Source organism: Bacillus cereus group sp. BfR-BA-01383, assembly GCF_022663495.1.
Taxonomy (GTDB): domain Bacteria; phylum Bacillota; class Bacilli; order Bacillales; family Bacillaceae_G; genus Bacillus_A; species Bacillus_A cereus_AU.
Genome location: NZ_JAKUFP010000001.1, coordinates 231931 through 254345 on the forward strand (window position 1 = coordinate 231931; position 22415 = coordinate 254345).

Here is a 22415-nt window from a genome sequence, read left to right on the forward strand (position 1 = left end):
TTTATCGTTTCACACACGGGTTACAAGGCTGAAAAATAATAAAAAGATTAACTTCAAGTTCCATATCTTATCACAATGTACGTTTTTTGGAAAAACGAAATGTTTTCTTCTTTATTTCTTATTTTTTGAAATAGTATAACAATTAGAGGGTTGTAATTTGTGAAGAAATTGAAACGATAAAAAAAGATGCCTATGTTACTAGGCACCTTTTTCATTCTTACACTGGTTCGATTTCTGTTTTTTGTGTTTCGAATGTTACGCCAACGATGTGAACATTCACTTCTTTTGGCTCAAGTCCTGTCATTGTAAAGAGTGCTTGGCGAATATTGTCTTGAATCTTTTGTGCAACAACTGGAATTGCTACGCCAAAATACATTACAACATAAAGGTCAACGATAATATCTTCGTTTGCTAATTCAACCTTTACACCTTTACCATGATTTTTCTTACCTAACTTCTCAACAACATCTGTAGCAAAATTACCACGCATTGCCGCTACACCTTCTACTTCAGCAGCTGCAATACCTGCAATTACTTCAATTACTTCTGGTGCAATTTCTACTTTACCAAGAGTTGTATCTTGACCCATATCTAACATATGTTCAGCCATGAAAAAAACCTCCTTTAATGTATCACTGCGTCACAAGTTCATGCTCTTCCAAAAATTTCGTATTAAACTCACCTTTTACAAAATCAGGATGATCTAGCAATTGCAAATGGAACGGGATTGTTGTATGTACGCCTTCAATGACAAATTCACTAAGCGCTCGCTTCATTTTTGCAATTGCTTCTTCACGTGTTTTTCCGTGAACAATTAATTTAGCGACCATCGAATCATAGAAAGGTGGGATTGAATATCCCGGATATACAGCTGAATCGACGCGAATACCAAATCCGCCTGGTGGCAAGTACATTTCTACTTTACCTGGAGATGGCATGAATTTTTTGGCAGGGTTTTCCGCATTAATTCGGCATTCAATTGCCCAACCATTAAATTGTACTTCTTCTTGCTGTAACGATAACTTTTCTCCAGAAGCAACAAGAATTTGTTCTTTAATTAAATCCATCCCTGTTACCATTTCAGTAACTGGATGCTCAACTTGAATTCTCGTATTCATCTCCATGAAATAAAAGCTTTTCGTTTTATATTCATAAATAAACTCAACCGTACCAGCACCTGTATAATCAACCGCTACCGCCGCTTTAACTGCCGCTTCACCCATCTGCTTACGAATATTTTCATCCAGTGCAGGTGATGGGCTTTCTTCTAATAGTTTTTGCAAACGGCGCTGAATTGTACAATCACGCTCTCCTAAATGAATGGCATTTCCGTGTGCATCTGCCATTATTTGAATCTCAACATGGCGGAAATCTTCAACGTACTTTTCTAAGTATACACCAGGGTTCCCAAAAGCGGTACTAGCTTCTTGCTGTGTAATTTGAATTCCTTTAACTAGCTCTTCCTCATGGCGCGCAACACGAATACCTTTTCCGCCGCCACCTGCAGTCGCTTTAATAATAACTGGATATCCAATTTGATTAGCAAGCTCGATCGCTTCTTCGGTATTTTTAATAATCCCTTGTGAACCTGGTACAATCGGAACCCCTGCTTCTTTCATTGTATCACGAGCAACGTCTTTTGTGCCCATCTTTGAAATAGCTTCTGGGCTTGGACCGATAAAAATCAAGTTACACTCACGGCATAACTCTGCAAAGTCTGCATTCTCTGCTAAAAATCCGTATCCCGGATGAATTGCATCGCAGCCCGTTAACTTCGCAACGCTAATAATGTTCGTCAAATTTAAATAGCTTTCTTTTGAAACCGTTGGTCCTACACAATACGCCTCATCTGCAATCTGTACGTGAAGTGACTCTTTATCTGCTTCTGAATAAATTGCAACTGTTTCAATATCCATTTCTTTACAAGCACGAATAATTCGTACAGCAATTTCCCCACGATTGGCTATTAATACTTTTTTTATCATCACAAAGACTCCCTTATTACGCTTTTACAAGAAATAGCGGTTGTCCATACTCAACAAGCTGTCCGTTATTAACAAGAATCTCAACGATTTCGCCTTCTACATCAGCGTCAATTTCGTTAAATAACTTCATAGCCTCAACAATACATACGATAGAATCTTTCGATACTTTGTCTCCAACACTTACATATGCAGGTGTATCAGGTGAAGATGAAGCATAAAATGTACCTACCATCGGTGAAGTAATTTTATGTAGGTTTTCATTTTGAACAGCTTTCTTCTCTTCTTGTTTTTGCGCTTCTACTTGTGCTGCCGCTACTGTTGTTTCAACTTCAACAGGTGCTACTGGTTGCATAGCTTGTTTTACTACAGGTGCTTGCATCGCAACAACTTCATTCCCACGCTTTTTCATTTTAATTGTTGTACCGTCTTTTTTGTATTCAAATTCATCAATATTAGAGCTATCAATTAATTTAATTAATTCACGAACTTCTTGAATTTTAAACATGTAAAATCCACTCCCATACTCTTGTTTGTCCCGTTTTTACAGGTACTAAAACTAGATTGCCTGTAAAAATACGATGTATTCTATTAGAAAATTCATTTCATTTACTAATAGAAATATTTACTATTCCTATCTTACGATAAATTTTTTAAACATTCCAATTTATTTTTCTTTGTAATAAATCGAAACTCCTGTAAAAATATTATTCCACTAAAAAATTAATACCTAGTAATAATACCAAGTTTCACACAAAATTGGCAAGACCACTTCCTAAAAAACATTCCTTACTTTTTCAAAACACTACATAGTAAACCTACAATTCCTTCTCCACTCTTCCCCTCATCTATAGTCAATAATATATTTTTACCAAATATTATTTTTTTGTTTACACACCGTTCATCATTCCTTCATATAAAAATAGTATGTTCAAAGTGTAGAAAATATATTGTATCGAGGTGTGGACATATGATATGGCTCATTCTTTTCTTACCTGCCGTAATGGTCTGGGCATTCGTTCTCTTCATCCACGTCAAATCTGGGAAAAGCAATCATCATTACCATGAACCGTTAATCTTTTACTCACAGCGTATTTCTCCGTTCCGAGTTGAACATAGTAAAAGCAACTACAAAGACGAAATAGAAAAAAGCTATCGAAAGCGATAGCTTTTTCTATTATTCTATTTATCTAACTGGTTTAAGAAAATCCCCACAGATTAAAGTTTCACTTTATTTTGTTGCCGGATCAAATTTTACTCCTACATTTTTTGAGCCGCCTTCACTTCTTACAAGCTGAATAATTTTATTCGCTTCTTTTTGTGAATGCTTTGCCGCTTTAACAGTTACTCTAATGTCTGTTCCATCAGCTCTTACAAGGGCATCTTTATATCCACCTTGAGCTTTAATAACTGTTTCAAGTAAACCTTCTTTTGTTTCCATTGTAGCAATTGCATCCATACCATCTTTTGCCTTACTTCTTTCTTCCGCTGTAGCGTTAGATGATTTTATTACATTTTGTAATTTTTCTTTTTCAGCACTACGCTGATCTTCCATTTGCATACGTAAAGCTGTGAAATTCTCATCGCTTGATTGAATTGATACATTCGCCTCTTTTTTACTTGTTTCTTTTTTCTCTGTTTCTTTTTTAGCATTTTCTTTATTTGTTGTTTCCTTACTTGCATTTTCTTTGTTTGGAGATTCTTTTGTTGTTTCTTTATTTGGTGTTTCGTTTGTTACTGCTTTGTCAGTACCTTGCTTTTCTTGCCCAATCTTTTCACCTGTTGTTGGTGCCGCTGTATTCATTTTGTCAGGAGTTGTTACGTAATAAACAGATAGTACAACAACTAAACTTAACATCGTTAATAACCAAACCGTTTGTTTTTTTAACACTTTATTTCCTCCCTATCAATTTTTCGGTGACACTGAAACGCGATGGGCTGGTACATCTAGTAGCCGTATCACAGCTTCTTTTACCATTGCTTTTATTTGTATATTATCCACTCCCTTTGCTACGACAAGAACACCTCGTACTTTCGGTTTCTCTGTACGTAAAACAATAGGAGTTTCTTTATCACCTTCACGTATAATGACGGTCTTTTCATCAAGAGACTCGTCCTCTACTTCCCTCTTACCGCCTGCTTTATCTGTTTCACCTGTTGTTTGTGAGCGTTTCACTGTATTTTTTTCTAATATTTTTTCTTCAGATGAATCTAAATTCACTTTAATCGTTACATCTTTTACTCCTGCTATTTCTTCTAAAGCTGCTTTTAATTCTTGTTCATACGCTTTTTCATATTTTTCTACATTTGACATACTATCATTACTTTTTTGCCCGAAGGTTGGTACGTCTTTTTCTTGATTTTGAGTTTTTTGTTCTTTAAATACAGGTACTTCTTCTTTTTTACTCGCAAAGAAATTACTAGAAAACATAAGCAAAATCCCAAGTATGAGTAGGACAAGTAAAAACTTAGGTGTTACCTTTTTCCCCTTCTCATTGCTTTCTTTTTCATCCCCATTCAATAAGTTTCGAAAAAATGAGAACTTCGAATTTTTATCTTTATTGTCCATTTACTCTACCTGTCCCCCTTCCATTTGAACTTGGATTTGTTTATTCTCTAGTTGCCACCTGCTTGAAAAGAAATCTTTCATTTCTACATTCGTTTCTTTTACTTTTTTTGGAGGCTCTTTCGTGTTAATTTCAATTGGCTTTACTGTTTCGATTGCGTCATTTTTATTACGTTCTTTTTCTTTCAGCGTCACAACAACAGATTGAATATCTTTTGCTGATTTTACTTCTTCTGCACTTTCCGCTGCGACTATTTGTATTTCAGAGACTGTCATACCATATTTTTTCTCGAATTCTTTTCCTACTTCTTTTTTCATTTTGGTAGCCATCTCTTCTAAACTATATGCACGTGTTAGAGCTTGTATTTCTTTTTTCTTCGAATCTATTGAATTTTTTACAGATCCATCTGCTACGTACTTTTCTTCATTAAAATTTGCGATTACTTCATTTACATCTGTTTGCAATAGTTTAAAAAGAGGCGTTAAAATTAATACAATTAATAATAGACTTACGACGAATTTAACGTACTTTTGTAAGTTCGAATTTGGAAGAATAAGATGAAGCATTGTCGCTAAGAGTAAAAAAACAATAATATTTCTAATCCATTCTGTAACAAATTGCATACTCTTCACCTCCTACCGCATCATAAGTGTAATGTTCCCCGCAGCAATAATAATTGTGATACTTAAAAAGAACATAAATGATACGATAGCTAAGCAAGCAAATACGTAAGTGATGCTTCGTCCAATGATATCTAAACATTGAATAATTGCTCCGCCGCCAACTGGCTGTAATACTGCTGCTGCGAATTTATAAATAAATGCGATACAAAAAATTTGAATCGCTGGAAAAGCGACAATTAAGCATAAAATGACGAGCCCCATAATTCCGACTGTGTTTTTTAATAATCCTGATGCGCTAATAACCGTATCTGCCGCCTCTGTAAACATCCTTCCGACTACTGGAATAAAATTCCCTGTTACAAACTTAGCAGTTTTCACAGCTATTCCATCAGCAACAGCTGTCGCTGTTCCTTGTACAGATAATACACCTAAAAAAATTGTTAAAAAGATGCCGATAATCCCAACGCTAACGTTTTGCAGAAGCTTGGACAATTTCGTAACTTTATATTGATCACTCATCGTACTTACAATACTTAATATCGTTGCAAGTAATAAAAGTGGTAGAACGATATAATTCATAAGAAGCCCACTCGTATTCATCAAGAAAATGATAATCGGATGAAAGAACGATACAGATACAACACCGCCCCCAGTTGCTATGAGGGCAAGTAGTATTGGCAATAGCGCTAATATGAAATCTACCATTGTTTGTATCGTTTCTCTTGCATATGTCATGACGACATAAAAACTATTTAAAGCGAAAATAATAAGTACCATATATACAACTGCATCAGCAATTTTACTTACGCTACTCTTTGAAAAGGAAGATTGCAGCGATTGCAACAATGCACTGAAAATTGTGAGCATAATGAGCGTTCCAAGCAGTTTTCCATTGGCAACAAGCTCGTGAAATAAATATTTCAATAAACCTAGCATCCACTCTTTTATAGAGAATTCTTTTTCTCCCTTTACAAATTCCATAAAGCTTCCTTTTTGGCTCTCTGGTAAGTAGCCTCCATATTTCGTAACTAGCCCGTCCCAAAATTGCTTCACATCTTCAATTCCGAGCTTATCCAATTGTTGATCGACGACGTTTGTTTCTACAGGAGAAGCTTGTACAACAACCGGTAAAGAAAAGAAAAGGAAGCAAGCAAATAGCAGCTTAGCTCCAAACCTCCTCAACATTCACTCCCCCTTATCCCGTCGGTAAAAATCCGAGAATAGTTTCAATTACAACCGTCAAAATAGGAATTGCCATAACGAGAATTAAGATTTTTCCAGCTAATTCAATTTTCGAAGCGATTGCACCTTGACCAGCATCTTTTGTAATTTGCGCTCCAAACTCAGCTATATAAGCAATCCCAATAATTTTTAATAACGTTTCTACATATACGTTGCTAACTTTCGCTTCACTCGCCACTCTCTCAATCATTTGTAAAATAGAGTGAATTTGATCGATTAAAAGAAGAAACATCACACTACCTACGAACACAATAAATAACGATGTAATGCTAGATTTATGTTGATTTAAAATAGCTGCTAAAAACGTAGCAACGAGGCCTAATCCGACAATTTGTATAATTTCGATTCGAACCGCCTCCTTTACTGGAAGAGAAAGACACTTTTAATCTTGTCGAACAGCGTATTAATTAAAAATGCAACATGAAATAAAATAACGACAAAACCGACAAGGATAACCCAATTTGCAATATCCTCTCGCTTTAATTCTTTTAATACAGTATGAATGAAAGCTAAAACAATGCCGATTCCGGCGATTTGAAATATTAATCCAACATCAATGGACATCGCCTTTCTCCCTCCTATAGCAGTAAAATTACGATAAGTAGCCCTGCTAGTACCCCTAAACTCTTAATCATTTTTTCGTATTGCAGTTGTAATGCTTTCGCTTCTCCTTCTTCTCTCTCCAAATGTGTAATACATAAACGAATATGCTTTTGTTGGGAGTCGCGGTCATGTTGCCCGAGCGTTTCACCAAATTGCTGCAGTATTTCATACTCGGTTTGTTGAAATGCGGTTAACCTCCAGTTCTCTTTCAAACTATCTATCCAAGCTTCTCTTACTGTTTGTTCCCCGCTTTCTAATTTTTTGGCGAAACTTTGAAATATCCAATTCAGTGGCTTCGGCATTTGTTTTACTAATCGCTCAGCAGCTTCAGATAAAGGTGTGTGTCCATACATAATTTCTGCTTCTAGTGATTGAAGTGCCGATTTTAATAATCTAAGTTGCCGTGGTCTCTCACTGTATCTTTTAGCGTATGAAAACCCGAAAAAGGTACTGACAGCAACTATTAATACCGCACCAAATATTTTCACCATACGCCTTGCGCCTTTCTATGAGGCAATACTGGTTTTCCGTATCTATCTTTCACTTGCATAACTGTTCCTGGGCCTCTCGCTTTTGATAACTCCACAAACCTATCAAATATGCCAAGCTCCAGCACTGCCTTTAGCGATGGCCGTTTAACAACATCATCATAGGAAAATCCGTGTGCACTTATGAAAAGCTGCACCCCCGCGTGCACTGCCTCCATAATCGCTTCACTATCTTCTTTACGCCCAATTTCATCTACGATTAAAATATCTGGACTCATAGAACGAATCATCATCATCATTCCTTCAGCCTTTGGACAAGCGTCTAACACATCTACTCGTGTGCCAAAATCATATTGCGGGATTCCTTTCACACAGCCAGCAATTTCTGACCGTTCATCAACAATCCCCACTTTACAAGAAGGAATTTGCGAAGCACTTACACCTTGACTCATGCAGCGTGCCACATCTCTTAAAAGTGTTGTTTTTCCTGTTTGTGGTGGTCCAATTACCATCGTGTTTAACCACCTTGATTCATACAAATATGGCAAAAGTGGCTCTGCAATTCCTATTTTTTGACGGGCAATACGAATATTAAATGAAGAGACATCACGAATCATTTTCACTGCGCTTTTTTCTGTAATGACTTTTCCAGCTAGCCCAATTCTATGTCCCCCTCGAAGTGTCACATATCCGCGTTTCAATTCCTCTTCCATCGTATAAATTGAGAATTGACTTAACTTATTCAATAAGTAAATAGCATCTTCTGCTGTAGCAATATAGTCATAAAAAAACACTTCTCCATGCGCAATACACTCTAGCGGTCTTCCAATTCGAACACGAATTTCCTCTAAAGTATCGTATTGCTTACAACCTTCCACTAACTGTTTCATCGTTTTCGGTAAAACTTCTAATACTTCTTTCATATGCTTCTCCCCACTATACTCGACTTACTATTTCAACAACGCGATAAAAATACAGCCGATTCCAAGTGCTAGAAAAAAGAGTTTCAAGAAGGAAATCTCACTTGCCACACTCGCTATGCCAACTGTCATTGTTAAAATCAATACGGTCGGTCCAACAAACGCCAACATACCATTTATAAACAATGCTTTCTTCGCATCATTCACGTACAGCATAAGCAAAGCAGCAAATATTTCCGCGCTTCCTGAAAACAACCGAAGTGCTCCCATTACAAGCACGGATGTTTCCATTGCCGCTAGCCACTGTTTCATTCTCCCACCTTCTCCCGTAACGGTTACTAATTCTGCATCCCAAAAAGAATATATTTGTACAACCATATGCACAGGTTGTCTATTTCAGAAGTAAAAACATAATTTTTCTCTACCATCTCTATTTATTCTGAATATTCTCATTAATATAATGGTGTTTTATGATATATTTAATAAAAAGGGGAATAGATGATGCAGCATGTTACTTTATTACCACTCGATTTACGATATGCAAATGGGATTTTCGAGCTATCAAGTGATCCACATGTGAAAAATGCATTAGGAATAAAGGTAGAGAAAATCGAAGACACGAAGGCGTTCCTTCTTTTTGCAATAGAAGAAGAACGCCAAAAAAAATCTTTATCGAGAGTGATTGTAAATGAAGAGAATGAAATAATCGGCCTCACCACGCTTAAACATATTAATTATGAAAAGAAGCAATCTCACATTGGTAGTTGGCTTGGTTATCCATACTGGGGAAAAGGCTATAACGAAGCTGCTAAAAAAGAAATCTTTAAAATCGCCTTTTTAGACTTGCAACTTACATACGTATTCGCTGGTGCTAAAACAACTAACATTCGTTCTTTAAAAGCACAAGAGAAACTACCTTATATTTCATTGCATGTGGAAGATAGCTTTCCTGATGAACATACTGCTTTAGAAAAGGACATAAAATCATCTTGCATACTGCATGTTGTATCCCGCGAGAATTTTTTAAATTGGTTGGAAGTTCAAAATGAGGGGGAAAAATATGAAAGCATTGAAAATTAGTTTAACAATTGTAGTAGAATTAGCCCTTATTTATCTTTTTTCAAAAATAGTCAGTTGGTCATTTATGGAGACCTTTTTCCTTGGCAGTTTAGCCATATTTGCCATCACATGGTTCATTATTATGAGTAATCATAGAAACAACATTATGGATCACGCAGTAAGTAAGACATTAACTGGCGTTGAGACTGGTGAAATAAAACCATTTCAAATTGTTTTGACTCCATATATTATGGGGACTCTTTCACTTGTCTTAGTTAGTTTTGTTATAACCGCGATTTACTACCTGCCCTATTTCTTATAAAAAAAGCACTCGTGATAATCACGAGTGCTTTTCTACTATGCACGAGATACGTATTTACCTTCACCAGTGTTGATGATAAGCATTTCGCCTTCGTTAATGAAGATTGGTACTTGTACAACAAGACCAGTTTCTAATGTAGCTGGTTTTGTTACGTTAGAAGCTGTGTCACCTTTAATACCAGGCTCTGTTTCTGACACTTTTAATTCAACTGTGTTCGGAAGTTCAACACCAAGTACTTCGTCCTGGTATGTCATAATTGCTACTTCCATGTTTTCTTTTAGGAATTTAAGCTCGCGCTCGATTTGGTTTTCACCAAGTTCGATTTGCTCATAAGTTCCGTTATCCATAAATACGTGAGCCTCACCGCTCGCGTATAAGTATTGCATACGACGGTTTTCGATATGTGCTTTTTCTACTTTCTCACCTGCACGGAATGTTTTCTCTTGAACAGATCCTGTGCGAATGTTACGTAGTTTTGAACGAACGAAAGCAGCACCTTTACCTGGCTTTACGTGTTGGAAATCAAGTACTTGCCAAAGGGCATTATCCACTGAAATTGTTAAACCTGTACGAAAATCGTTTACTGAAATCATGTAAAAAAATCCTCCTGTGTATTACAAAATAATAAGTTCTTTTGGTGATTTCGTAATTACTTCATTACCTTCACTTGTTACAATGATATCATCTTCAATACGTACGCCGCCAATACCCGGAATATAAATACCTGGTTCTACTGTTACAGCCATACCTGGTTCAAGTACTGTATCAGAACGGAACGCTAAACCTGGTGCTTCATGGATTTCAAGACCGATTCCATGACCAGTAGAGTGCCCGAAGTATTCACCGTATCCTTTTTCCGTTATGTAATCACGCGTTAATGCATCAGCTTCACGGCCTGTTAAACCAGCTTTAATACCGTTCACACCACGTAGTTGTGCTTCTAAAACGATATTATAAATTTCTTTTAATTTATCAGATGGTTCACCGACTGCAATCGTACGAGTAATATCAGAGCAATATCCTTTGTAATAAGCGCCGAAGTCTAATGTAACGAAATCTCCTGTTTCTATCACTTTTTCAGATGCCACGCCGTGCGGTAATGCCGAACGAAGACCTGAAGCAACGATAATATCAAACGAAGAAGATGTTGCTCCTTGTTTTCTCATGAAAAATTCAAGTTCATTTGACACTTCAATTTCAGATACTCCCGGGCGAATGAATGATAGAATATGCTCAAAGGCAGCATCTGCAATCTGTGCAGCTTCCTTTAATATCTTAATCTCTGAATCAGTCTTTATCAAGCGTAACTTTTCTACAAGCCCAGAAGTTGGGATAAATTCAGCTTCAATCGCTTCATTATGGGTTACGTAAGAGCTATATGTAAGAGTATCTTGCTCAAATCCTAACTTTTGAATTCCAAGTTCTTTTACTTGTTTCGCCACTTCATCAAGAATTAATCCTGCATGCTGTACAATTTCATATCCAACCGCTTGCTTACTAGCTTGCTCTACATAACGGAAATCAGTAATAAATAGCGCACGCTCTTTTGAAATTAGTACAACACCAGCTGTTCCTGTGAAGTTAGCCATATATCTACGACTATGTTCATTTGTTAACAAAATACCGTCAATACCAGCCTCATCAAACGCACTTCTTAATCTCTCGATCTTCTCCATTACTTTATGCCTCCCTCAATTTCTCCATTAATGCAAATAACGCTAGCTTATAGCCATAAAAACCAAATCCAACAATTTGTCCCGCACAAACAGCCGCTGTCACAGATTCATGACGAAACGCCTCACGCTTGTGAATGTTAGAAATATGTACTTCAATAACAGGGATCGAAACACTTGCGATAGCATCCCGAATCGCGTAGCTATAATGCGTAAATGCACCTGGATTTAGAATGATTCCTTCATATATGTCATCAGCCTCATGAATAATATCAATAATAGCTCCTTCATGATTCGATTGGAAACATTCTAACTCCACTCCCATTTTCTCTGCTTCTTGTTTCATATCTGTTTCAAGCGTCGCTAACGTTCCTTTTCCGTATACATTTACCTCTCTGACACCAAGGCGATTTAGGTTTGGACCGTTTACGAGGAGTAACTTTTTCATTTTCTTAAAACTCCTTAATATTAAAGAATGTCTATACGACATTTTACCACACGAATTACTTATTTGAATAGTTTGTCTTCTCGTCCCCTTCTTGCTCAGCTTTATTACTATTCACTGCGTACGAAACGGAATATGCAATAAACACACCATACAATATAAAAATACATATTGTCGTCACAATCGTTTCTTTCGGCAAATTGAGCGCACTTTTAATAGTAGGCGCTATTAACCCCATCCCGAAAAATAGTAATGCCCACCAAAACAGACCATAAATCACCCCTGAAACAACCCCTTCAAACTTTGCAAAAAATGCTTTATACAAAAAGGCAATTAAAATCGAAAGAAGTCCCATACAAACAATCCCTGACATATTGCCCCATACCCCTTCTTTCCAACTTCCAAATGCAAATGGTAAAAGGAAATAATTTGGTCCCGCTTCCGTGAATGAAAATATATGAAGGAAATACCATATCCCTCCCCAAAAGATTCCACCAAACAAACCAATCTGTACAAAATTCCTTGATCCTAATTGTTCTTGATTCACATTGACACCTCCGCTCAATAGTATGCCCGAAACTATTTTGAAGCATGTTTAAATACTGCGAAATTTGTCTATAAAAAGAATAAGAAATGTCCGACTCTCGTAACATTTTTCCTTGTCATCCACTTGTATTTGTCGATAAAATAAAGGAAACTCGGTGATTGTCTTATTTCAAGATGACAGAACCCAGTATGACAATTGCCTCTTTTTCTACATAAGAGAGAAACAAATACAGGTTGGTGTTAACATGGCAGAAGAGTCAAAGCAAATATATGGCGGGCAAGCAGTCATAGAAGGAGTTATGTTTGGCGGTAGAGAATATACTGTTACAGCGGTTCGTCGTAAAGATAAATCGATTGAATTTTATCGATTACCACGCGTTCGTAATAAAGCATTATCTATCCTAAAGAAGATTCCCATTTTACGAGGAATTGCCGCTATTGTGGATGCAAGCGCGAATGGAGCAAAACATTTAAACTTTGCTTCAGAACGATTTGATGTCCACCCAGAAGAAGATGAAGAACTTGCGAATAAAAAAGAAGATCAATCAAAATTAACGATGGTATTAGGGGTTGCGGCAGTTGGCGTTTTATCGTTCATATTCGGTAAAGTCATTTTCACAGCAGTTCCTGCACTATTAGCTGAATTAACGAGACCGATTTTCCCATCTCATACAGGGCAAATCATTGTCGAAAGTGTCATTAAGCTCATGCTATTATTGAGCTATATATACTTTATTTCTTTAACTCCACTTATTAAGCGGGTATTTCAGTACCATGGTGCAGAGCATAAAGTAATCAATGCTTATGAAAATAATCTTTCACTGACTGTAGAAAATGTTCAAAAACAAACTCGCCTCCATTATCGCTGTGGTAGTAGCTTTATTATATTTACAGTCATTATTGGAATGTTTGTTTATTTCCTCGTTCCTACAGATCCACTTTGGGCACGAGTTATCAACCGAATTTTATTAATTCCAGTCGTACTTGGTATTTCGTTTGAAGTATTGCAATTTACGAATCGATTACGAGATATTCCTGTATTACGCGTACTTGGATATCCTGGATTATGGCTGCAACTATTAACAACGAAAGAACCAACAGATGATCAAATGGAAGTAGCCATTGCATCTTTTGAAGAATTATTACGTTTAGAAAACAAGCAATAATTATTTTAAAATGGTGTTCAACTCCTCTCCTCATCGTTAATATACTAATTTTAATATATGTTTTTAGGAGGTGTTCCTTATGAATGGTCGTTCGTTTACTTTCGCTATATTTGTGCTTATTATCGGATTAGCAATATTCGGCCTTGTTTCATCTGTAATTACAAATCCAATGGGTGTATTAAGAAATATCGGGTACATGTTACTTGTTGTCGGTATCTTTTACTTGCTATACAAGATGTTTACAAATTCCAGTGGTTCTGCAAATTCGCAAAGCTCATATAAACGCGCTGCAAAACAATCGAACCGCAAACATGGGAAACAAAATGTAGCACCCCTAAGCAATTCTTTCTTTAAGTCAAATGCTTCTAATGACAAGAGTAAAAAAGGGAATTCTTCCACTTTAAAACGAAAGAGAAAACAATCTCATTTAACTGTCATTGAAGGTAAGAAAAACAAAAAGAAAGACCGTGCTTCCTTTTAGGAAATACGGTCTTTCTTTTTGTTTTTTAATATGGATGAGAAAAGCCCCGACTAATCAAATTTTCACTTTATATGTTGAAGTACCTCTTTCAAACTTTTTTCTTTCATGCTTTCGATACGAAGGTGATGGTTTTCAAATTGTAAATTTCTTGTCACATCATTAGGCACAACGACGCATTTTAACCCTGCTGCAATCGCTGCTTTCAATCCATTTAACGAATCTTCAAACACAGCAACTTCAGACGGTTCAATGCCTAAATCTTCTATCGCAATTCGATAAAGCGCTGGATCTGGTTTTACCTTCTCAACATCTTCTCTCGTTTTAATTACTTCAAAATAACCTCGAATCTGTAGCTCTTCTAAAAAACGCATAACCCATTCTCTAGATGAACTAGAAGCTAATGCGATTTTCAATCCCATTTCCTTCGCTTCTTCTAAATATTCTTTTACCCCATCGCGCGCTTTTGGTATTTTCATTTTCTCTTTATGTAAAGTAGTCACTTTTTCTTTTAATGCTCGCTTATTAAACTTCTCTTTTAACTGCTCTTTCAAATATGCATAAAGCACATCATCTGTCGTTCCAATACATTTTGCAAATTCCTCTAAAGGTAACTCTCCACCGTACTCACGAACAGCATCTCTGAAAGAGTGAAACCATATTGTTTCTGTGTCCACAATTAATCCATCAAAATCAAAAATAATTGCTTTCATAATTCTCCCGTCCTTTTCGATAGAAATAAAAAAGGAAACGCCATACGTCCCCCTTAATTACTTTTCTCTTCATTTGCTTTTTGAACACCACGAAGTGTGTCTACTCGAACTTCATCTTGTTCAAAGTATTGTACTAAATCACCAATGCGGTCAATTGCTTCCCAACTTAAATGATGTTCAATTCCTTCTACATCATTGTAAATCTTACTTTCATCCACACCGATAATACGCATAAATTGCTCTAGCAAGTCATGACGATATACGAGACGTTCTCCGATCTTTTTACCTTTTGATGTTAATACAAGCCCTCTATATTTTTCATAAATTAGATATTCATCTTTGTCTAATTTTTGCACCATTTTCGTTACAGAGGATGGATGTACACTAAGCGCTTCAGCAATATCAGATACGCGGGCATAACCCTTTTCATCAATCAACAAATAAATTTGTTCAATATAATCTTCCATACTAGGGGTAGGCATCGGTTTCCTCCATCCAATTTCATTTTGCTTATTCCGTACGAAGCAATCAATAAAATGATACACCAGAAAGAATAACGTGACAAGGTGAAAACGAGCCCAAATCTACAAAAGAGAAAAGAACCCGCATTCAAATACAAGTTCCTTTCATGTAAAATATTAAATTTCTGCATTAGAAAAAAAGTGATGAATATATACTCGAATTGTTTCTTCCAATACTGCCGCATCATCTTTTTTGTATACATATTTTCCAATGCCATATCGTCCCCATTTGTATTTTCGTTTTTCTTCATCCATTTCAAGATTCGTATTCGGATAACGCTCTTGAATGACCTTTTTTTGCTGGTTTTGTAAAGCGGTGCTGAATTAATTCAAATGTTAAATCCGGTATCGTCATATCTTTCAACACATTGTACAGTCGCTCAAATAATTCGCGGTATTCTTCTTCCCAGCCTTCATGCATATAAATTGGTGCAACAATAAACCCAAGCGGATATTCGAGTGCCTTCGGTTCAAAGTAAACGAGTTTTGGCATAAATGGTTTCATATGCTTCCCTCCTCTCGTTAGTATGGGAAACAAAGAGAAATTAACGCACATTAAAGTTTTCCACGTTTTAACAGCCTGTCAAAAGGCTGTTTTTCTTCTGTCTAATTTTACAAATTGAAAAATTTCATAAAGAAAATAAGAAAAATGCAAAATAATTAAAGTTAATTGTTGACGTGATGCTTTTATTATCGGTATCATAAATCTTCGTGAGCAATTATTTTTCGTTATACGATTTTTTTATATTACTGAATTTTTGAGAGGAGAAATTTGATGTCAGTTAAGAAGAAAACGCAAGTACGCACCGGCAAAATGGTACGTGAACTAATGTTAGCAGACGAAGATGTAAATGCTTCGCTAATTATGGTATATAGTGAAAACGGTGTAAACGCAGAAATTAAAATCGAGGGCTTAACGCCGAAATGTAACGAAGAATTATTTTTGAGCGGAAACGTGGATTGGAACAAGAGTGTTATTTATAAAATTGTTGATTTCACTGGGAACGCTGAGGTTGGTAAAGTTACATTAACAGCGATGAACAAAAACAATGTTTCTCTAGAAATTGAACGCGTTATGTGGAGCAAAGAAAATAAAGAAGCTGCTGAGCAAGAAGAAACAGTTGTAGAAGCCACGCCGAAAAAAGAAGTAGTTGTAGAAGCTCCAAAAGCAGTTACACCTGCTCCAAAGCCTGTTACGCGTGTAGAAACACCTGTAGCGCCTAAGCCTACTCCGGTACAAACACCGAAGCCAGTAAGTGTAGAAGCAGCTATAGAAATATCTACTCCAGCACCTGTGAAAAAAACAGTACCTACTCCAGTTACAAAGCAAGAGACAACACCGGTTACTCCTACAAAACCGAAACAACCTGCTTTGACTGAAACAAATACAAAACTACAAGAAAATTATGTTAAACTTGTGAAAAAGACAATTGAAGTTTGTCAAGATTACGAGCTTGGCATCGACATAGATGATTCTATTGAAGGATTAAAAGAAGAGCTACAAAGCCAAGGTATTAGCGTTACATTCGACAAAGAAATTATGGACGTTGTAAACCGCCTTCGTTCTTTACAAGATAAAGGAATCAAAGTAGAAAAAGTACTTAATTTACTATAACAAAATAAGGAGATGGCAATTGCCATCTCCTTATTTTTTATAATTCCATTCATCACTTTCATACTTTTCTTTCGCTACCGTTTGAACTTCATGTAACTGTTCTTCTGTTAATTCATACGGAACAAGCTCTATATCTAACCCTTTTTCAAATCCAACTTCAAACGCTTTAATTAACTGTTCAATCGTAAATGTACGGTCTGTTAATTCATTAATCGCTACCGCTTTAGAAGAAAACATGTTTTTCATGCGCTCTTTTACACGTTCGTTCGGGAATAAAAATAGGTCGTATAATTCGTCTAAATCTATTTCTAATGGAATCGATCCGTGCTGTAAAATAACACCTTTTTGACGTGTTTGAGCACTACCTGCGATTTTTCTTCCTTCCACTACAATTTCATACCAAGATGGTGCATCAAAGCATACGCCTGAACGTGGATTCTTCAAATTTTCACGATCCGCTTCTGTTTTTGGAACCGCATAATATGCTTCTAATCCTAATGCCTTAAAACCGTCTAATAAGCCTTGCGAAATAACGCGGTACGCCTCTATAACTGTCTTTGGCATATTCGGATGATCTTCAGACACAATAACACTGTACGTTAATTCTTTGTCATGTAGTACACCCCTGCCGCCTGTTTGACGACGAACGAATCCATATTTCTTTTCGTTAACTACATCCATATTGATATCTTTTTCAACACGCTGGAAATACCCGACTGTTAATGTTGGTACTTCCCATTCATAAAAACGAATTGTTGGTGGCATTTTCTTTTCACTTTGCCAATTTAATAAACATTCATCTAACGCCATATTAAATGCCGGTGAACATTGACCCGAGTTAATATAACACCATTTTTCTTTTCCCATCCTGCACCTCATATAACCAATTATTTTTCACATTCTCTAGTCTACCAAATTCGACAAAATTTGTGAAAGAATACGAAATTTCTTCGTATATACAAATGAATCTGTTGCATAAATACATATGGGCATTATAATATTGAAAGTAGGATAAGAAAAAAGGGAGCGATAGAATCGTGTCAACAAACTTGATTATTATACTAGCCGCAATTGCAGCATTCATCGGCTACACTGTATGGATGTATTTCTATCAGAAAAAATTAATTAAAACTCTTACAGAAGAAGAATTTCGCGCTGGCTACCGTAAAGCACAGCTTATCGATATTCGCGAAGCAGACGAATATAACGCAGGGCACATTTTAGGTGCACGTAACATCCCGTTATCACAAATTCGCCTTCGTCATAAAGAACTGCGTCAAGATCAACCTGTTTACTTATACTGCCAAAGCGGATTCCGTACAGGTCGTGCAGCTCAATACTTAAAAAAGCAAGGCTACAAAGATTTCTACCAATTAAAAGGTGGATTTAAATCTTGGACAGGCAAAATTAAAAAGAAATAACATACAAAAACTAGCTGTATAATTCGGCTAGTTTTTTCATTCCATTTTGTTCGCAATGTATAATAAATTTTGCTTAATTACATCTGTATCATTCTCTTCTACATTACGATACAGTAGCTGATATTCAATTCCCTTCTCTTTCCATATAAGCGTAGCAAACTCGTCTCCTCGTTCAAAGTCATCCTTATTTTTAAAATAAGCGGATGCGCCATTATTCAATTTCATTTGCTCTTGAAATTGCTTCTCTTCCACAAAATATGGAAAACTATAAGAGAAATTCGCAATATTTAACTCAATATACTCATGCCTAACTTGCTCCTGCTGCTTATATTTAATCGTTAAGACAACGTTCTTTTTTCCAATCGTCCTTACTTCCCCCTTCACATCACTCGTAATATCGTACGGTAAAAACGTCGGAACTTTAAACTTCACTGGAAAATATTTTGGGAGCTCCTTTAGCGGAATAGGATCCGTAACACGATCCATAGCCCCGCCTGTTGTTCCCACAAAGTTTTTTTCTTCTTGCATCGTTTGCTGAAACGAACACGAACTAAGCACTACACTAGAAAACACGAAACAAATGATTCTTTTTTTCAATTTGTTTCCGCCCTTTCATACCGCTCTCCTAACGAATGAAGCGTTTATCCCGCTATTTGCCGGGCAGTAAGACCCCCACCTCAAAATTCTGCGAATGGGAGAGAGTTAAGTGGGAGATTAACTGCCCGTAAATGCTCGATTGGTGAAGGCTAATAATCAGAGGCGGATGGACAAAATCCCCACTGATTAAAGTTTCACTTTATATGCTCTTCATATTCGCTTCGTTATCAAACTCCTCCTTTGAATACTTTCCACGTTATTCTCACACATTTTGACAAAACTTTTTATAGACGCAAAAAAGACCCCCATCATTCTTACGCCCAAGTGAAAAGGTTACGCGAATAAAAAGAAGCCTTATTAATAACATAGTTTGTGAAAAGCTTTTCAGGTCAAGATTTTTTCCTTCTTATTATTTTCCCTTTATAATAAGTAAAAGAGGTGATACATATGGCCAATATAAAACAAATTGCAAAAACTGCTGGTGTATCTATTTCAACTGTTTCTCGCGTCCTGAATAATCACCCTTACGTAAAAGAAGAAAAGCGTAAGCGTGTTCTAGATGCTGTTGAAGAATTAAACTATGCAAAAAATATAAATGCTGTTCATTTAATACGAGGTAAAACATATACAATTGGCGTTATGCTCCCCTTTATTAACCTTCCGTATTTTAGCACGATTATTGAAGGAATCGGAAACGAAGCATTATTAGCTGGATATCATATTAATTTATGTCAAACAAATTACGATAGCATTGAAGAAATTCGTGTCCTTGAAATGATGAAAATGAAACAATTCGACGGGATGATTATTTGCTCTCGAACGAGTTCTTGGGAACAAATTGAACCTTTCGCAAAATTTGCCCCTATTATTTCATGTGAAAAAATGAACCATCCCCTCATTTCATCTGTCTATGTAGATCATTATGAAGGCTTCCGTCTCGGCACTACATATTTACTAAGCAAAGGTCATAAAAAAATCGGGATCTGTTTAGCAAGAAAAACAAGTGTAAATTCTATGGAGCGTGAAAAGGCGTTTGCTGATACACTTCGTAACGAAGGTATCACGGTACACCCTGATTGGATTTTCCATCAATGCTATACAATGCAAGACGGCGCACAAGTACTCCATCGTATTTTAAATATGAAAGACCGTCCAACCGCTATTTTCACCGCAAATGATCAAGTTGCGGCTGGTTTATTAACAGAGGCTAGAAAACATGGTATTCGCGTCCCCGAAGATCTCGCTATTTTAGGATTCGATAACCATGAAATTTCAAAGGCTTTAGAAATTTCGACTATTGAACACCCTGGTCTTACTATGGGATCGCGTGCTTTTACCTTATTCCATAAACAGATGCAAGACGAACAAATTACCGGGAACTCAGAAGAACTTCCATTCCATTTAATCGAACGGAAAACAGTCTGAACAGGAGCGTTAACTATAGCGCTCTTTTTCAGCTCTTCACCTATTGACTTTGTATTTTTCATCTCATATAATTAACCTAACGAACGGTAGGTAGGGGATGAAGATGACAGCAAACCGCATTAAAGCTGTAGCACTTTCTCATTTCGCACGCTACGGCTACGAAGGAACTTCATTAGCAAATATTGCTCAAGAAGTCGGGATTAAAAAACCATCGATTTACGCACACTTTAAAGGAAAAGAAGAACTGTACTTTATATGTTTAGAGGCTGCTCTTCAGAAAGATTTACAGAGCTTCACAGACGATATCAAAAACTTTTCAAATTCGTCCACTGAAGAATTGCTCTTAAAATTATTAAAAGGCTACGCAAAACGATTTGGTGAAAGTGAAGAATCAATGTTTTGGTTACGAACTTCTTATTTTCCGCCTGATGCATTTCGCGAACAAATTATTAATAAAGCAAATGTACACATTGAAAACGTCGGAAAACTTTTATTCCCTGTATTTAAAAGAGCAAGCGAACAAGATGAGCTGCATAACATTGAAGTAAAAGATGCCTTAGAAGCTTTTCTATGCTTACTTGACGGTCTTATGGTTGAACTACTATACGCAGGTTTAAATCGTTTTGAGACACGTTTAGACGCTTCTTGGAAAGTATTTTGGCGCGGACTTTCAAACTGACGGATTGCTCCTTTGCAATGCGTCGTTTTTAAGCCCTTTACCTAACGACTGGTAGGAAGGAGAAATGACATATGGCATGGATTTATGTAATCTTAGCTGGTATTATTGAAATCTTTTGGGTAATTGGATTAAAACACGCAGAAACACCACTTGAATGGATAGGTGTCGCTCTATTAATTACAATAAGTTTCGTCTTATTATTTAGAGCTTATAAAGATTTACCTGTTGGTACTGTGTACGCCGTCTTTACTGGAATTGGAGCTGGCGGAATCGTTCTTACAGAGATTTTCGTTTTCGGAGAGCCATTCTCTATTGTAAAAATATTATTAATCGGTTTAATCTTCTTCGGCGTAATTGGTTTAAAACGAGTAACAGAAGAAAAAGAAGCGAAGGAGGCTGCATAAAATGGCTTGGGTATTTTTAATTCTAGCTGGTATTTGTGAAATTATTGGTGTACTCTTTATGAAAGTAGCCACTGAAAAGAAAGGCTGGGCACCAAAAATTATTTTAATCGCTAACTTCGGCGTAAGCTTCTTCTTCTTATCCCTTGCGATGGACACATTACCAATGGGAACTGCTTACGCGATTTGGACTGGAATCGGCACTGCAGGAAGTGCACTTCTAGGTATTCTTATTTTCCGCGAATCAGCGGATTGGCGCCGCCTTGCCTTCTTAAGCTGCATTCTATGTGGCGCTGTTGGCTTAAAACTATTAAGCTAACGTGAGGTGAATGTCATGCGGAAAGAAAAAGGAAAACAAATCTTAACATGGATCACACTCGGGATCATCATTCTATTGCAAGTAAGTTTTCATATAATAGAATGGTTGTTTCATAAGGTACTATCCATTCTTACGTTCCTTCCTAACATGGCACTTGAAATTGCATCTATCGCTTGGTCAATTATCGCTTCCATTATAATCGTAATTATATGGAGTATCGCCAAGCTATGGAACAAAGTATATAAAAAGGACAGTTACTCTGAAAAAGAGTAACTGTCCTTTTTTATATTCATTCAGATTTTCTATAGAAATTTGATACAATCAGACAAAGCAGACCAACTATGACAACACTCATACCAATCCCTTTATACAAATTAGGAAATGGCATAGTATACCTGAGTAAAAATTTGATAACACAAGACCAAATGAAAAAATAATATCCCTATTCCATATAACCATTTTCGTTTTCTCAACGCGCACCCTTCTAATCCTTTTCATATCCTTCTTTCTTTTGGACATACTACCTAAAAAAAGGAGTGAATAATATGCAAAATTCTATACATAAGCAAATCTTATTTTTATTTTTCCTCTTTCTTATTCTCGTTATCGT

Annotated in this window: 31 protein-coding genes and 3 pseudogenes; 12 read left to right on the forward strand and 22 right to left on the reverse strand. The window is 36.4% G+C overall.

Annotated elements, in window-relative coordinates; translation table 11 throughout:
* Positions 1-217 precede the first annotated feature (217 nt).
* From MR065_RS01310 to accB, 3 genes are read right to left on the reverse strand one after another with little or no spacing between them, the layout of a single operon-like run.
* Entirely contained in the window at positions 218-610 is a 393-nt protein-coding gene (locus MR065_RS01310; RefSeq protein WP_000807630.1) for an Asp23/Gls24 family envelope stress response protein, read from the reverse strand.
* Positions 611-632: 22 nt separating this feature from the next.
* On the reverse strand, positions 633-1985 hold the full coding sequence (gene accC / locus MR065_RS01315; RefSeq protein WP_071713037.1) for an acetyl-CoA carboxylase biotin carboxylase subunit: 1353 nt from the start codon (positions 1983-1985) through the stop codon (positions 633-635).
* A gap of 16 nt (positions 1986-2001) precedes the next feature.
* Positions 2002-2490 (reverse strand): acetyl-CoA carboxylase biotin carboxyl carrier protein, encoded by a 489-nt coding sequence (accB, locus tag MR065_RS01320; RefSeq protein WP_242212234.1) that lies wholly within the window; start codon positions 2488-2490, stop codon positions 2002-2004.
* Between the two features lie 462 nt (positions 2491-2952).
* Between accB and MR065_RS01325 the strand changes: the two genes are divergently transcribed.
* A complete protein-coding gene (locus MR065_RS01325; RefSeq protein WP_242212235.1) occupies positions 2953-3150 on the forward strand; it encodes a DNA recombination protein RecO in 198 nt (65 codons plus the stop codon).
* Positions 3151-3213: 63 nt separating this feature from the next.
* On the opposite strand, the gene MR065_RS01330 is transcribed toward MR065_RS01325, so the two are convergent.
* The 9 genes and pseudogenes from MR065_RS01330 to MR065_RS01370 all read right to left on the reverse strand — a co-directional run bounded on the left by MR065_RS01330 (position 3214) and on the right by MR065_RS01370 (position 8737).
* Entirely contained in the window at positions 3214-3873 is a 660-nt protein-coding gene (locus MR065_RS01330) for a SpoIIIAH-like family protein (protein ID WP_242212236.1), read from the reverse strand.
* Between the two features lie 15 nt (positions 3874-3888).
* Positions 3889-4551 (reverse strand): stage III sporulation protein AG, encoded by a 663-nt coding sequence (gene spoIIIAG / locus MR065_RS01335; protein ID WP_242212237.1) that lies wholly within the window; start codon positions 4549-4551, stop codon positions 3889-3891.
* Positions 4541-5172 (reverse strand): annotated as a pseudogene (spoIIIAF, locus tag MR065_RS01340) (stage III sporulation protein AF). The gene spoIIIAG and the pseudogene spoIIIAF overlap by 11 nt, the downstream one beginning before the upstream one ends.
* A gap of 12 nt (positions 5173-5184) precedes the next feature.
* A complete protein-coding gene (gene spoIIIAE / locus MR065_RS01345; protein ID WP_098989916.1) occupies positions 5185-6357 on the reverse strand; it encodes a stage III sporulation protein AE in 1173 nt (390 codons plus the stop codon).
* A gap of 10 nt (positions 6358-6367) precedes the next feature.
* Positions 6368-6751 (reverse strand): stage III sporulation protein AD, encoded by a 384-nt coding sequence (gene spoIIIAD / locus MR065_RS01350; RefSeq protein ID WP_097902632.1) that lies wholly within the window; start codon positions 6749-6751, stop codon positions 6368-6370.
* Between the two features lie 23 nt (positions 6752-6774).
* Positions 6775-6978, reverse strand: coding sequence for a stage III sporulation protein AC (gene spoIIIAC / locus MR065_RS01355; protein ID WP_000020914.1), 204 nt, complete (start codon positions 6976-6978; stop codon positions 6775-6777).
* Positions 6979-6992: 14 nt separating this feature from the next.
* On the reverse strand, positions 6993-7508 hold the full coding sequence (spoIIIAB, locus tag MR065_RS01360; protein WP_097902633.1) for a stage III sporulation protein SpoIIIAB: 516 nt from the start codon (positions 7506-7508) through the stop codon (positions 6993-6995).
* Positions 7502-8428: a stage III sporulation protein AA gene (gene spoIIIAA / locus MR065_RS01365; protein WP_098769078.1), complete on the reverse strand. Its 927-nt coding sequence runs from the start codon at positions 8426-8428 to the stop codon at positions 7502-7504. The genes spoIIIAB and spoIIIAA overlap by 7 nt, the downstream gene beginning before the upstream one ends.
* A gap of 27 nt (positions 8429-8455) precedes the next feature.
* Positions 8456-8737, reverse strand: coding sequence for a YqhV family protein (locus tag MR065_RS01370; protein WP_097902678.1), 282 nt, complete (start codon positions 8735-8737; stop codon positions 8456-8458).
* 189 nt (positions 8738-8926) lie between these two features.
* On the opposite strand from MR065_RS01370, the gene MR065_RS01375 reads away from it, so the two are divergent.
* Together MR065_RS01375 and MR065_RS01380 are read left to right on the forward strand one after the other, a co-directional pair.
* The gene (locus tag MR065_RS01375) at positions 8927-9505 is read left to right on the forward strand and encodes a GNAT family N-acetyltransferase (RefSeq protein ID WP_242212238.1); all 579 of its coding nucleotides are present in this window, start codon (positions 8927-8929) and stop codon (positions 9503-9505) included.
* Positions 9486-9806, forward strand: coding sequence for a hypothetical protein (locus MR065_RS01380; RefSeq protein ID WP_098268071.1), 321 nt, complete (start codon positions 9486-9488; stop codon positions 9804-9806). The genes MR065_RS01375 and MR065_RS01380 overlap by 20 nt, the downstream gene beginning before the upstream one ends.
* A gap of 35 nt (positions 9807-9841) precedes the next feature.
* On the opposite strand, the gene efp is transcribed toward MR065_RS01380, so the two are convergent.
* Genes efp through MR065_RS01400 form a run of 4 tightly spaced genes read right to left on the reverse strand, consistent with a single transcriptional unit; the run spans position 9842 to position 12471 of the window.
* On the reverse strand, positions 9842-10399 hold the full coding sequence (gene efp, locus MR065_RS01385) for an elongation factor P (RefSeq protein ID WP_000626514.1): 558 nt from the start codon (positions 10397-10399) through the stop codon (positions 9842-9844).
* Between the two features lie 21 nt (positions 10400-10420).
* Complete coding sequence (pepQ, locus tag MR065_RS01390) at positions 10421-11482, reverse strand: Xaa-Pro dipeptidase (RefSeq protein ID WP_097902637.1); 1062 nt, start codon at positions 11480-11482, stop codon at positions 10421-10423.
* Positions 11483-11486: 4 nt separating this feature from the next.
* Positions 11487-11927, reverse strand: coding sequence for a type II 3-dehydroquinate dehydratase (gene aroQ / locus MR065_RS01395; RefSeq protein ID WP_097902638.1), 441 nt, complete (start codon positions 11925-11927; stop codon positions 11487-11489).
* A gap of 55 nt (positions 11928-11982) precedes the next feature.
* The gene (locus tag MR065_RS01400) at positions 11983-12471 is read right to left on the reverse strand and encodes a YqhR family membrane protein (RefSeq protein ID WP_242212239.1); all 489 of its coding nucleotides are present in this window, start codon (positions 12469-12471) and stop codon (positions 11983-11985) included.
* Between the two features lie 244 nt (positions 12472-12715).
* Between MR065_RS01400 and MR065_RS01405 the strand changes: the two genes are divergently transcribed.
* Both MR065_RS01405 and MR065_RS01410 read left to right on the forward strand, forming a co-directional pair.
* On the forward strand, positions 12716-13636 hold the full coding sequence (locus tag MR065_RS01405) for a DUF1385 domain-containing protein (RefSeq protein ID WP_242212240.1): 921 nt from the start codon (positions 12716-12718) through the stop codon (positions 13634-13636).
* 79 nt (positions 13637-13715) lie between these two features.
* Entirely contained in the window at positions 13716-14117 is a 402-nt protein-coding gene (locus MR065_RS01410) for an SA1362 family protein (protein WP_098268076.1), read from the forward strand.
* 62 nt (positions 14118-14179) lie between these two features.
* Here the strand turns inward: MR065_RS01410 and MR065_RS01415 are convergent, their stop codons facing one another.
* From MR065_RS01415 to MR065_RS01425, 3 genes and pseudogenes are all read right to left on the reverse strand, one after another.
* Positions 14180-14827: an HAD family hydrolase gene (locus MR065_RS01415; protein ID WP_242212241.1), complete on the reverse strand. Its 648-nt coding sequence runs from the start codon at positions 14825-14827 to the stop codon at positions 14180-14182.
* 53 nt (positions 14828-14880) lie between these two features.
* Positions 14881-15309, reverse strand: a complete 429-nt coding sequence (gene mntR, locus MR065_RS01420; RefSeq protein ID WP_088230954.1) for a transcriptional regulator MntR — start codon at positions 15307-15309, stop codon at positions 14881-14883.
* Between the two features lie 156 nt (positions 15310-15465).
* Positions 15466-15802, reverse strand: a pseudogene (locus MR065_RS01425) (spore photoproduct lyase family protein); the annotation flags it as partial.
* A gap of 321 nt (positions 15803-16123) precedes the next feature.
* On the opposite strand from MR065_RS01425, the gene MR065_RS01430 reads away from it, so the two are divergent.
* A complete protein-coding gene (locus tag MR065_RS01430) occupies positions 16124-16963 on the forward strand; it encodes a hypothetical protein (protein ID WP_242212242.1) in 840 nt (279 codons plus the stop codon).
* A gap of 30 nt (positions 16964-16993) precedes the next feature.
* On the opposite strand, the gene MR065_RS01435 is transcribed toward MR065_RS01430, so the two are convergent.
* Entirely contained in the window at positions 16994-17830 is an 837-nt protein-coding gene (locus MR065_RS01435; protein WP_242212243.1) for a lipoate--protein ligase family protein, read from the reverse strand.
* Between the two features lie 170 nt (positions 17831-18000).
* Here MR065_RS01435 and MR065_RS01440 point away from each other — a divergent pair, with 170 nt between their 5' ends.
* A complete protein-coding gene (locus tag MR065_RS01440) occupies positions 18001-18384 on the forward strand; it encodes a rhodanese-like domain-containing protein (protein WP_097902645.1) in 384 nt (127 codons plus the stop codon).
* A gap of 36 nt (positions 18385-18420) precedes the next feature.
* Here MR065_RS01440 and MR065_RS01445 read toward each other — a convergent pair whose 3' ends face one another.
* A complete protein-coding gene (locus MR065_RS01445; protein ID WP_242212310.1) occupies positions 18421-18957 on the reverse strand; it encodes a DNA polymerase III subunit delta in 537 nt (178 codons plus the stop codon).
* Between the two features lie 471 nt (positions 18958-19428).
* Between MR065_RS01445 and MR065_RS01450 the strand changes: the two genes are divergently transcribed.
* From MR065_RS01450 to MR065_RS01470, 5 genes are all read left to right on the forward strand, one after another.
* Entirely contained in the window at positions 19429-20406 is a 978-nt protein-coding gene (locus MR065_RS01450) for a LacI family DNA-binding transcriptional regulator (RefSeq protein WP_242212244.1), read from the forward strand.
* 97 nt (positions 20407-20503) lie between these two features.
* Positions 20504-21085: a TetR/AcrR family transcriptional regulator gene (locus MR065_RS01455; RefSeq protein ID WP_242212245.1), complete on the forward strand. Its 582-nt coding sequence runs from the start codon at positions 20504-20506 to the stop codon at positions 21083-21085.
* Between the two features lie 71 nt (positions 21086-21156).
* On the forward strand, positions 21157-21489 hold the full coding sequence (locus MR065_RS01460; RefSeq protein ID WP_097902649.1) for a DMT family transporter: 333 nt from the start codon (positions 21157-21159) through the stop codon (positions 21487-21489).
* Between the two features lies 1 nt (position 21490).
* Positions 21491-21805, forward strand: a complete 315-nt coding sequence (locus MR065_RS01465; protein ID WP_048374169.1) for a DMT family transporter — start codon at positions 21491-21493, stop codon at positions 21803-21805.
* 15 nt (positions 21806-21820) lie between these two features.
* Positions 21821-22078, forward strand: a complete 258-nt coding sequence (locus MR065_RS01470; protein ID WP_097902650.1) for a DUF3975 family protein — start codon at positions 21821-21823, stop codon at positions 22076-22078.
* A 16-nt stretch (positions 22079-22094) separates the two neighbouring features.
* Here the strand turns inward: MR065_RS01470 and MR065_RS01475 are convergent.
* A pseudogene (locus MR065_RS01475) lies at positions 22095-22278 on the reverse strand (hypothetical protein).
* Positions 22279-22415 lie beyond the last annotated feature (137 nt).

Excerpts from the sequence above, each read along its gene's own strand:
- MR065_RS01435 (WP_242212243.1), bottom strand. The coding sequence starts at position 17,830 with ATGGGAAAAGAAAAATGGTGTTATATTAACTCGGGTCAATGTTCACCG.
- efp (WP_000626514.1), bottom strand. The coding sequence starts at position 10,399 with ATGATTTCAGTAAACGATTTTCGTACAGGTTTAACAATTTCAGTGGAT.
- aroQ (WP_097902638.1), bottom strand. The coding sequence starts at position 11,927 with ATGAAAAAGTTACTCCTCGTAAACGGTCCAAACCTAAATCGCCTTGGT.
- spoIIIAE (WP_098989916.1), bottom strand. The coding sequence starts at position 6,357 with ATGTTGAGGAGGTTTGGAGCTAAGCTGCTATTTGCTTGCTTCCTTTTC.
- MR065_RS01460 (WP_097902649.1), top strand. The coding sequence starts at position 21,157 with ATGGCATGGATTTATGTAATCTTAGCTGGTATTATTGAAATCTTTTGG.
- MR065_RS01465 (WP_048374169.1), top strand. The coding sequence starts at position 21,491 with ATGGCTTGGGTATTTTTAATTCTAGCTGGTATTTGTGAAATTATTGGT.
- pepQ (WP_097902637.1), bottom strand. The coding sequence starts at position 11,482 with ATGGAGAAGATCGAGAGATTAAGAAGTGCGTTTGATGAGGCTGGTATT.
- MR065_RS01405 (WP_242212240.1), top strand. The coding sequence starts at position 12,716 with ATGGCAGAAGAGTCAAAGCAAATATATGGCGGGCAAGCAGTCATAGAA.
- spoIIIAG (WP_242212237.1), bottom strand. The coding sequence starts at position 4,551 with ATGGACAATAAAGATAAAAATTCGAAGTTCTCATTTTTTCGAAACTTA.
- MR065_RS01450 (WP_242212244.1), top strand. The coding sequence starts at position 19,429 with ATGGCCAATATAAAACAAATTGCAAAAACTGCTGGTGTATCTATTTCA.
- spoIIIAC (WP_000020914.1), bottom strand. The coding sequence starts at position 6,978 with ATGTCCATTGATGTTGGATTAATATTTCAAATCGCCGGAATCGGCATT.
- accB (WP_242212234.1), bottom strand. The coding sequence starts at position 2,490 with ATGTTTAAAATTCAAGAAGTTCGTGAATTAATTAAATTAATTGATAGC.
- MR065_RS01410 (WP_098268076.1), top strand. The coding sequence starts at position 13,716 with ATGAATGGTCGTTCGTTTACTTTCGCTATATTTGTGCTTATTATCGGA.
- spoIIIAA (WP_098769078.1), bottom strand. The coding sequence starts at position 8,428 with ATGAAAGAAGTATTAGAAGTTTTACCGAAAACGATGAAACAGTTAGTG.
- mntR (WP_088230954.1), bottom strand. The coding sequence starts at position 15,309 with ATGCCTACCCCTAGTATGGAAGATTATATTGAACAAATTTATTTGTTG.
- MR065_RS01310 (WP_000807630.1), bottom strand. The coding sequence starts at position 610 with ATGGCTGAACATATGTTAGATATGGGTCAAGATACAACTCTTGGTAAA.
- MR065_RS01455 (WP_242212245.1), top strand. The coding sequence starts at position 20,504 with ATGAAGATGACAGCAAACCGCATTAAAGCTGTAGCACTTTCTCATTTC.
- MR065_RS01370 (WP_097902678.1), bottom strand. The coding sequence starts at position 8,737 with ATGAAACAGTGGCTAGCGGCAATGGAAACATCCGTGCTTGTAATGGGA.
- accC (WP_071713037.1), bottom strand. The coding sequence starts at position 1,985 with ATGATAAAAAAAGTATTAATAGCCAATCGTGGGGAAATTGCTGTACGA.
- MR065_RS01375 (WP_242212238.1), top strand. The coding sequence starts at position 8,927 with ATGCAGCATGTTACTTTATTACCACTCGATTTACGATATGCAAATGGG.
- MR065_RS01325 (WP_242212235.1), top strand. The coding sequence starts at position 2,953 with ATGATATGGCTCATTCTTTTCTTACCTGCCGTAATGGTCTGGGCATTC.
- MR065_RS01415 (WP_242212241.1), bottom strand. The coding sequence starts at position 14,827 with ATGAAAGCAATTATTTTTGATTTTGATGGATTAATTGTGGACACAGAA.
- MR065_RS01380 (WP_098268071.1), top strand. The coding sequence starts at position 9,486 with ATGAAAGCATTGAAAATTAGTTTAACAATTGTAGTAGAATTAGCCCTT.
- MR065_RS01470 (WP_097902650.1), top strand. The coding sequence starts at position 21,821 with ATGCGGAAAGAAAAAGGAAAACAAATCTTAACATGGATCACACTCGGG.
- MR065_RS01430 (WP_242212242.1), top strand. The coding sequence starts at position 16,124 with ATGTCAGTTAAGAAGAAAACGCAAGTACGCACCGGCAAAATGGTACGT.
- spoIIIAB (WP_097902633.1), bottom strand. The coding sequence starts at position 7,508 with ATGGTGAAAATATTTGGTGCGGTATTAATAGTTGCTGTCAGTACCTTT.